The 8,906-nt window shown below is 62.4% G+C and carries 6 protein-coding genes (1 of these 6 running past the window's edge); 5 read left to right on the forward strand and 1 reads right to left on the reverse strand.

The genetic code is table 11. The features are described from left to right. Positions 1-7: 7 nt before the first annotated feature. The 5 genes from prfA to M9924_10675 all read left to right on the forward strand — a co-directional run bounded on the left by prfA (position 8) and on the right by M9924_10675 (position 7,701). Complete coding sequence (gene prfA / locus M9924_10655; protein MCO5064868.1) at positions 8-1,087, forward strand: peptide chain release factor 1; 1,080 nt, start codon at positions 8-10, stop codon at positions 1,085-1,087. After that, positions 1,080-1,943, forward strand: a complete 864-nt coding sequence (gene prmC / locus M9924_10660) for a peptide chain release factor N(5)-glutamine methyltransferase (protein MCO5064869.1) — start codon at positions 1,080-1,082, stop codon at positions 1,941-1,943. Before prfA ends, prmC begins: the two co-directional genes overlap by 8 nt. A gap of 330 nt (positions 1,944-2,273) precedes the next feature. Continuing rightward, positions 2,274-3,062, forward strand: coding sequence for a DUF4167 domain-containing protein (locus tag M9924_10665; GenBank protein MCO5064870.1), 789 nt, complete (start codon positions 2,274-2,276; stop codon positions 3,060-3,062). 203 nt (positions 3,063-3,265) lie between these two features. Then, the gene (clpB, locus tag M9924_10670; GenBank protein ID MCO5064871.1) at positions 3,266-5,875 is read left to right on the forward strand and encodes an ATP-dependent chaperone ClpB; all 2,610 of its coding nucleotides are present in this window, start codon (positions 3,266-3,268) and stop codon (positions 5,873-5,875) included. A gap of 536 nt (positions 5,876-6,411) precedes the next feature. Next, on the forward strand, positions 6,412-7,701 hold the full coding sequence (locus tag M9924_10675; GenBank protein MCO5064872.1) for a L,D-transpeptidase: 1,290 nt from the start codon (positions 6,412-6,414) through the stop codon (positions 7,699-7,701). 8 nt (positions 7,702-7,709) lie between these two features. Here M9924_10675 and M9924_10680 read toward each other — a convergent pair whose 3' ends face one another. Next, positions 7,710-8,906: the 3' portion of a M23 family metallopeptidase gene (locus M9924_10680; GenBank protein MCO5064873.1), read on the reverse strand. The gene runs 765 nt beyond the window's last position; 1,197 of the gene's 1,962 nt are visible here — the last part of the coding sequence; its start codon lies off the right edge, out of view; its stop codon occupies positions 7,710-7,712.

An 8,906-nucleotide genomic window follows, 5' to 3' on the forward strand; every position in this document is an offset into this window, starting at 1 on the left:
GTAGACGATGATTGCCTTGCCGCGTGATCGGATGGATCAGGTCGTGAAGCGTTTCGAGATGCTCGAAGCGCAGATGGCTGCCGGGCCGAGCGCCGACGCCTATGTGAAGATGGCGTCCGAATATTCCGACATGCAGGAAATGGTCGGCAAGATCCGCTCGCTCCGCGATGCCGAACAGGAGCAGGCCGATCTGGAAGCCATGCTTGCCGACAAGTCGACTGACGGGGAGATGCGGGCATTGGCCGAGGCGGACCTGCCCGAGGTCGAGGATCGCATCGAGGCGCTTCAACGCGACATCCAGATCCTGCTGCTTCCCAAGGATGCGGCGGACGAGAGGAACGCGATCCTCGAAATCCGCGCCGGAACCGGCGGTGACGAAGCGGCGCTTTTCGCGGGCGACCTCTATCGCATGTACGAGCGCTACGCCGCCCTGAAGGGCTGGCGCGTCGAGCTGGTTTCCGCCAGCGAGGGCGAGGTCGGTGGCTTCAAGGAAATCATCGCTTCCGTCGCAGGGAAGGGGGTTTTCGCCCATCTCAAATTCGAATCCGGGGTCCATCGCGTCCAGCGCGTGCCGGAGACCGAGGCCAGCGGACGCATCCACACTTCCGCAGCCACCGTCGCCGTGCTGCCCGAGGCGGAGGAGGTCGATATCGAAATCCGCAACGAGGACATCCGCATCGATACGATGCGTGCGTCCGGCGCGGGTGGGCAGCATGTGAACACCACCGATTCGGCGGTGCGCATCACGCATATTCCGTCCGGGATCGTCGTCGTGCAGGCTGAAAAATCGCAGCACCAGAACCGCGCCCGCGCCATGCAGATTCTGCGGGCGAGGCTCTATGACATGGAGCGCTCGAAGGCTGCCGAGGAGCGCTCCGAATCGCGGCGCTCGCAGGTCGGGTCCGGCGACCGCTCCGAACGCATCCGCACCTATAATTTCCCGCAGGGGCGGGTCACCGACCACCGCATCAACCTCACCCTCTACAAGCTTGACCGCGTCATGGAGGGCGAGCTGGACGAGATCGTCAATGCGCTGATCGCCGACCAGCAATCGCGGCTCCTGGCGGATATGAACGCCGATGGCTGAGCGGACGCTCGGCTCGGTGCTGCGCGCGGCGCGATCCGCGTTGGCCGAAGCCAGGATTGCGACACCCGATCTCGATGCGCGGCTCATCGTCGAGCATTTTTCCGGCACAAGCCGGGCGGACGCCATCGCCGATCCGCAACGCTTGTTGCCGCCCGCCATTGTCGATTCGATTGAACTGTCGGTCGCCCGCCGTCTTTCCGGCGAGCCGGTCCATCGTATTCTTGGGTTTCGCGAGTTTTACGGCCTGAGGCTAGCACTTTCGCCCGAAACGCTCGAACCGCGTCCCGACACCGAAATACTGGTCGATGCTGTGCTGCCCACGGTCCGCGACATCGTGCGGAAAAAGGGAAGCTGTCGGATTCTCGATCTGGGAACCGGCACCGGGGCGATCGCCCTTGCGCTGCTGCACGAGGTGCCGGAGGCCGAATCGGTCGGCGTTGATATCTCCTCCGAGGCGCTGGAAACCGCCGTTTCGAATGCCCGCCGACTTGGGCTCGATAGCCGGTTTTCTACGCGGCAGGGATCGTGGTTCGAGCCGGTCGAAGGGGCGTTTGATGTAATCGTGTCCAACCCTCCCTATGTAAGGAGGAACGACCTACCGAATCTGGAGCGCGAAGTGAGGGATTTCGATCCCTGGGCCGCGCTTGACGGCGGGGATGACGGTCTGGAAGCCTACAGGGCGATTGCCGAAGGTGTTTCGCGCCATCTCGAAGCTCGGGGAATGGTCGCGGTCGAGATCGGATTCGATCAGGCCGCCGACGTCGAACGCGTTTTCGCGCAAAGGGAGTTTGTTCTCGCGCAAAAACACCGCGATCTCGCGCAAAACGACCGGGTATGCGCCTTTATTTTTGCCTGAAACGGGATTTTTACGCTGAGAACAGGAGCTTTGCGCGCGGAAAAAAAAGCTCTTGGCAGGCCGGGAAACAATCTATAGGGTCCGGCCAGCCGGATTGGACGAAGCAGGCAGCTTCGATGGGAATCGGGCTCCAATTTAAAAGCTGCCTTTCTGCGTAAGACGACGCTCCGCTTGAGTGCGGTGGTCAGCCGGCTCTGGTAACTCGAAACCGGGTTGGATGGCACGTGACGCCAACGCGATTCCAGCGGGCGAGCACCGTCAGGGAAACACGAAGCAGCGAGCGTCGCGGACGCCCGCTTCGATCATGATTTGCAATGTGAAGAGATCATAATGAGGCCACAACAGCAGAACCGGCGCATGCGCGGTCGCAACAATAACAACAACAATCGCAAGGGCCCGAACCCCCTTACGCGCAGTTACGAAAGCAACGGGCCGGATGTGAAAATCCGGGGCTCGGCTCAACAAATCGCCGAAAAATACGGTGCTCTGGCGCGTGACGCCATGAGTTCAGGCGATCGCGTGATGGCGGAAAACTATCTCCAGCACGCCGAACACTACAACCGGATCATCGCTGCGGCGCAGGCCCAGATGCCGATCCAGAATGTCCAGAATCGCGACGATTTCGACGACGACATGGATGATGACGGCGGCGATTTCGACAGGCCGGCCGGTGTTTCCGAAGGCGCTGGAGCGACTCAGGATGCCGGGGCCGGTCCGCAGCCGGTGATCGACGGGGTCCCTGCCGAAGTGGCGCTGAACAGCGAAAACGGCCAGCGCGAAAACAATGGTCGCCGCGAGAATTTCCGCAACAGGGAACGTCGCGAGCGCGGCTATCAGAATGGCCATCGCAACGGCGAAGGCAGGCCGCAGGACGATCAGCCCCGCGATGCGCAGGCGTCGGACGATGCCGGCGCTGATGCCGATTCGCTTCCGGCCTTCCTGACCGGCGAAACTGCATCTCCTGCGGCTGAGGCCGCGCCCGAGGAGCCGCGCCGCACCCGCAGGCCGCGCCGTGGCGAGCGCCGCCGCGACGAGCAGGCCGGAGAGGATGGTTCGGCCCCCCAGGAGGTGGCGCAGGGCGGCGGCGAAGCGCCTGCCGTGGCCGCATCCGACGAATAGGATAAGGCAGAGATAAAAGCGGAAATCGGCGGGGATGTTTGTTCCCGCCGATTTTCTTTTCGGCAAGGGCTAATGTGCCCTTGAGTAGTATTGAAAATCACCCATATGTCTTCGAGAAACGGGCCCTGCTTCGGTGAAGAGGGTTCCTCACAAGCCGAACCGCCGCCGCGAAGCGGGGTGGGGAGGGAAGGGAGACATAGACTATGAATCTGGAAAAATACTCCGAGCGCGTTCGCGGCTTTGTCCAGGCAGCCCAGCAATATGCGCTCAATCGCAATAATCAGCAGTTCACGCCTGAGCATATTCTGAAGGCCCTCATCGATGACGATGAAGGCTTCGCGGCCTCGCTTATCGAGCGTGCCGGGGGGCGTCCGGGCGATGTGGAACTTGCCGTCGACGCTGCTCTTGAGGCGTTGCCCAAGGTCGAGGGCGGCAATGGCCAGCTTTACATGGCCCAGCCGCTCGCGAAGGTCTTTTCGACGGCCGAGGAACTGGCCAAGAAGGCGGGCGACAGCTACGTCACCGTGGAGCGCCTGCTCCAGGCGCTGGCCATGGAGAAATCCGCGAAAACCGCCGATATTCTGGCCAAGGCCGGTGTCAGCCCACAGACGCTGAACGCCGTCATCAACGACATCCGCAAGGGCCGCACCGCCGATACCGCATCCGCCGAACAGGGCTATGATGCGTTGAAGAAATATGCGCGCGACCTGACCGCCGATGCGCGCTCGGGCAAGCTCGATCCGGTGATCGGCCGTGACGACGAAATCCGCCGCACCATTCAGGTGCTTTCGCGCCGCACCAAGAACAATCCCGTGCTGATCGGTGAGCCGGGCGTCGGCAAAACCGCGATTGCGGAAGGGCTTGCGCTGCGCATCGTCAACGGGGATGTGCCGGAAAGCCTGAAAGACAAGCAATTGATGGCGCTCGACATGGGTGCGCTCATTGCCGGCGCGAAATATCGCGGCGAGTTCGAGGAACGGCTCAAAGCCGTGCTCAACGAGGTCACCTCGGCAAACGGCGACATCATCCTGTTCATCGACGAGATGCACACGCTGGTCGGGGCGGGCAAGGCGGACGGCGCGATGGATGCGTCCAACCTGTTGAAACCGGCGCTCGCGCGCGGCGAACTGCACTGCGTCGGCGCCACGACGCTGGACGAATACCGGAAATATATCGAGAAGGACGCGGCGCTCGCCCGTCGCTTTCAGCCGGTGTTTGTCGACGAGCCGACGGTCGAGGACACGATCTCGATCCTCCGCGGCCTCAAGGAAAAGTACGAGCAGCACCACAAGGTTCGCATCTCGGACTCCGCGCTTGTTTCGGCGGCCACGCTGTCGAACCGCTACATCACCGATCGTTTCCTGCCGGACAAGGCCATCGATCTCGTGGACGAGGCCGCTTCACGCCTGCGCATGCAGGTCGATTCGAAGCCGGAAGCGCTCGATGAGGTCGACCGCCGAATCATGCAGTTGAAGATCGAGCGCGAGGCGCTGAAGGTCGAAAAGGACGACGCTTCGAAGGACCGGCTTATCCGGCTGGAAAAGGAACTGGCAGGACTTGAAGAAGAGTCCGCCAACCTCACCGCCAAGTGGCAGGCGGAAAAGCAGAAGCTTGGCCTTGCCGCCGAACTGAAGAAGCAGCTTGACGATGCGCGCAACGAACTTGCGAGCGCGCAGCGCAAGGGTGAGTTCCAGAAGGCGGGCGAGCTTGCCTATGGCAGGATTCCCGAGCTGGAAAAGAAGCTTGCGGAGGCCGAATCGCAGGACAATCGCGGTAGCATGGTCGAGGAGACCGTGACGCCGGATCACGTCGCGCACATCGTTTCCCGCTGGACGGGCATTCCCGTCGACAAGATGCTGGAAGGCGAAAAGGAAAAGCTCCTGCATATGGAAGATTCCATCGGCAAGCGCGTCGTCGGTCAGGGCGAAGCGGTTCAGGCCGTGTCCAAGGCGGTGCGCCGCGCGCGCGCCGGTTTGCAGGACCCGAACCGGCCCATCGGCTCGTTCATGTTCCTCGGTCCAACCGGCGTCGGCAAGACGGAGTTGACCAAGGCGCTGGCAGGGTTCCTGTTCGACGACGACCAGGCGCTGGTGCGCATCGACATGTCGGAATTCATGGAGAAGCACTCCGTGGCCCGCCTCATCGGTGCGCCTCCCGGCTATGTCGGCTATGAGGAAGGCGGCGTGCTGACCGAAGCCGTGCGGCGTCGCCCGTATCAGGTCATCCTGTTCGACGAGATCGAAAAGGCGCATCCCGATGTCTTCAACGTGCTGTTGCAGGTGCTGGATGATGGACGCCTGACGGACGGGCAGGGTCGCACCGTCGATTTCCGCAACACGCTGATCGTCATGACGTCGAATCTCGGCGCGGAATTCCTCGTCAATCTCGGCGAGGACGACGATGTGGACTCGGTGCGCGAGCTTGTCATGGAGCGCGTGCGGGCCGCATTCCGCCCGGAATTCCTGAACCGTATCGATGAGATCATCCTGTTCCATCGGCTGCGGCGTCAGGACATGGGCCAGATCGTCGAAATCCAGCTTGCGCGGCTCGAAAAGCTGCTTGCCGACCGCAAGATCAAGCTCGAACTGGACAAGGATGCCGTCGATTGGCTGGCGAACAAGGGCTACGAGCCCGCCTTCGGTGCGCGACCGCTCAAGCGCGTCATGCAGAAGGAGCTTCAGGACCCGCTGGCGGAGAAAATCCTGCTCGGCGACATTCTCGACGGCTCGAAGGTCAAGATAACCGCGGGCTCCGACCGGCTCAATTTCCGGTCGAAGCCGCGCGTGGTGAACGAGGCCGAAGTCGCCGCCTGAGATTGGCGGGCGTCAGGACAAAAGGCGTGGCGGGTTTCCGCCGCGCTTTTTTTGTTGGAGCCACAACGCCTTGATTGGATCGGAAGATGATCGGTAGCTGGCCAGCAAAATCCTGCCAGAAATTATCGTTGTCCATGCTGCTCCCCGTGCCATGCAGAATGGTCACCGAGCGGTTCTCATTGACCCGACCCCTCATCCGCCTGCCGGCACCTTCTCCCACAAGGGGAGAAGGACGACGTCTCGGGCAACCCGCTCATTCTGGAGCCGCCGCTGGCGCAGCCGCCTTCTCCCACAAGCGAGAAGGAAGACTTTTTCAACATCTGGCTTATTGCGAAACATTCGCGATTTGCGCCGACGATAGTGAAATCGTCCTTCTCCCCTTGTGGGAGAAGGTCGCGGTAGCGGGATGAGGGGTTGTACAAATCCAGCGATGTTAACGCCGTTCCGCCGCGATCCGGCCATTTTCACGCCCGGTTCATATATGAGATGATAGCGAGTGATTTGCATTGTCATCGCCTAACGCGGAGTTGGACGTGATTCGCATTGCCCGGATTGTATTTGTTGCAGCGACGGTCGCCGGCGCGAGCGCGGCGCAGGCGCAGTTCCGCGATGCCGAGGTCTATTACGACGCACAGGGAAACCGCGTGATCGTCGATTCCGTGACCGGCGAAGTGGTTTCGGTCGAACCGGCGGAGCCGCCGCGCCCGCGCTTCCAGGCTCCGCGCAGGTGGAACGACGACGCGCCTTATGACGACCCGGAACTCGAGCAATATGAACGCCGCCGCTATGAGCGCAGCTATCCGGACGACGGTTACGGCCAATATCCGGACGAGACGATGCGCGAGGAGCCGCGCGTGGTCGAGCGCGAGCCGCTGCCCGCGCCAGACCTGACGCAACCGGACGCTGCGCGGTCGCCAAACGGTGGGGGATCGGTGATTGATCTCGGCAAGGCACCCGCGACAACGCCGACGATCCAGTCGGAAATCCGCGAGGATGTCGCCGGATTGCAGGTGCTGCTCGACCGGGCCGGTGCATCGCCGGGCGTCATCGACGGTCGGTTCGGCTCGAATGTGGACAGGGCGCTGGAGAACTATCGCGCGCTGACCGGGCAGCCGTTGAAATCGACGGACACGGCAATAATCAAGGAGCAGTTGGCGGCGACCGGCGGCGACGCTTTGATCGACTACATGATTACCGCCGAAGATGCGGCGGGCCCGTTCGTCGCATCGGTGCCGGAGGACTACAGCGAAAAGGCCAAGCTGGAGCAGCTTGGCTATACCTCGGTGCCGGAAATGCTGGCCGAGCGCTTCCACATGGACGAAAAGTTCCTGCGCGCACTCAATCCCGATGCGAATTTCAATCGACCGGGAACGGTCGTCCGCGTCGCCAATGTCGGCAAGAACGTCACCAGTCCGGTTGCGCGGATCATTGCCGATAAAGGCAATAAGCAGGTGCGCGCCTATGGCGAGGACGGCAAGCTGGTGGCGGCCTATCCGGCGACGATCGGTTCATCCGAGACGCCCTCGCCTACAGGGACCCATGTGGTGTCGCGCGTGGTGACCGATCCCGGCTATACCTATAATCCGAAAGTGAATTTCAAGCAGGGCGCCAATGACAAGGTGCTGAACATTCCACCCGGCCCGAACGGACCCGTCGGCAATGTCTGGATCGCGCTGGACAAGCCGACCTATGGCGTGCACGGAACGCCGGAGCCATCGAAGATCGGCAAGACCGAAAGCCATGGCTGCGTGCGCCTGACGAACTGGGACGCAAAGGAACTGGCGAAGCTGGTGAAGCCCGGCGTGACCGTGGAATTTGTGGAGTAGGCGACGCGCTAGCCGTCGGTGCCCTTGGTGCTGGCGACCTTCAACTGACCGGAATCGTTTTCCTTCATGATCTCGTCGATGCGGTCGCGCTCGCGTTTGAACGCGGTCAGTTCGTCGCCCTTCAGCGTCTTACCCGCAGGCAGGCGAACGCGCATCGGGTCGACCTTCGTGCCGTTGACGATAAGCTCGTAGTGCAGGTGCGCGCCGGTAACTAGGCCGGTCGAACCGACATATCCGATGATCTGGCCCTGCCGCACCCGCGCGCCGGGCTTGATGCCCCGCGCAATGGCGCTCTGGTGATTGTAGGATGTTTCGTAGCCGTTTGAATGGCGGATAATGGTCTGGCGTCCATAGGCGCCCGCCCAACCGGCTTTTTCGACGACGCCGTTGCCGGTCGCGAGAATCGGCGTTCCGGTGGGTGCCGCCCAGTCGACGCCGGTATGCATGCGCGTGTAGCCGAGCACTGGATGACGCCGCGCGCCAAAGCCCGATGTGAAGCGCCCGTTCGGAACGGCGGTGCGCAACAGGAATTGCTTGTTGTTCTTGCCGTTCTTGTCGAAATAATCCACGCCGCCGTCCGGCGACTGGAAGCGGTAGAGCGTGCGCATCTGGCCGCCGAAGGTGGCGGATACGTAGAGAAGCTGCGAATCGCTTGAAATGCGGTCGTCCTCGTCCGGCTCGGAGAACAGCAGTTCCATCCGGTCCGTGGCCGAGACGCGCGACTGGAAGTCCACGTCCGACGCAAACATGCGCAGCAGGGCGTGAGTCGCCGACTCGGAAATGCCGTAGGAACCGGCGGCGCGGTTGATCGCGTCGTAAATGGTGGGCAGGTTGCCGCTCGCCATGACGGGCGGCGAATCGTCGAAGGCCGCAAGAAGCGCGGGCGTCGGGTCGGGGTCCTGCGCGGGAACGAACAGCTTACGGTCGTTGAGCGCCACGCACAGGATCGAACTCGCCGCGCCGGCGCTTTCATAGAGGCTGGCGCGCACAATCGTCGGCGTTTCGCCGTGCAGTTCGAGGCCGACGCGCAGAACCTGGCCTTCCTTGAGCGTCGGCGAATGCAGAAGCTCGTTCAGCTTGGCCGCGGCGGCATCCGCGTCGGCGCCGACATAGCCTGCATTCTTCAGAGCGGCCTCGATCGCCGTGCCGGTGGTTATCGGGATGATGTCCTCGGCATAGGAAATATCGTCCTCGACCCCCTGCTT

Source organism: Rhizobiaceae bacterium (assembly GCA_023953835.1).
Taxonomy (GTDB): Bacteria; Pseudomonadota; Alphaproteobacteria; order Rhizobiales; family Rhizobiaceae; genus Mesorhizobium_G.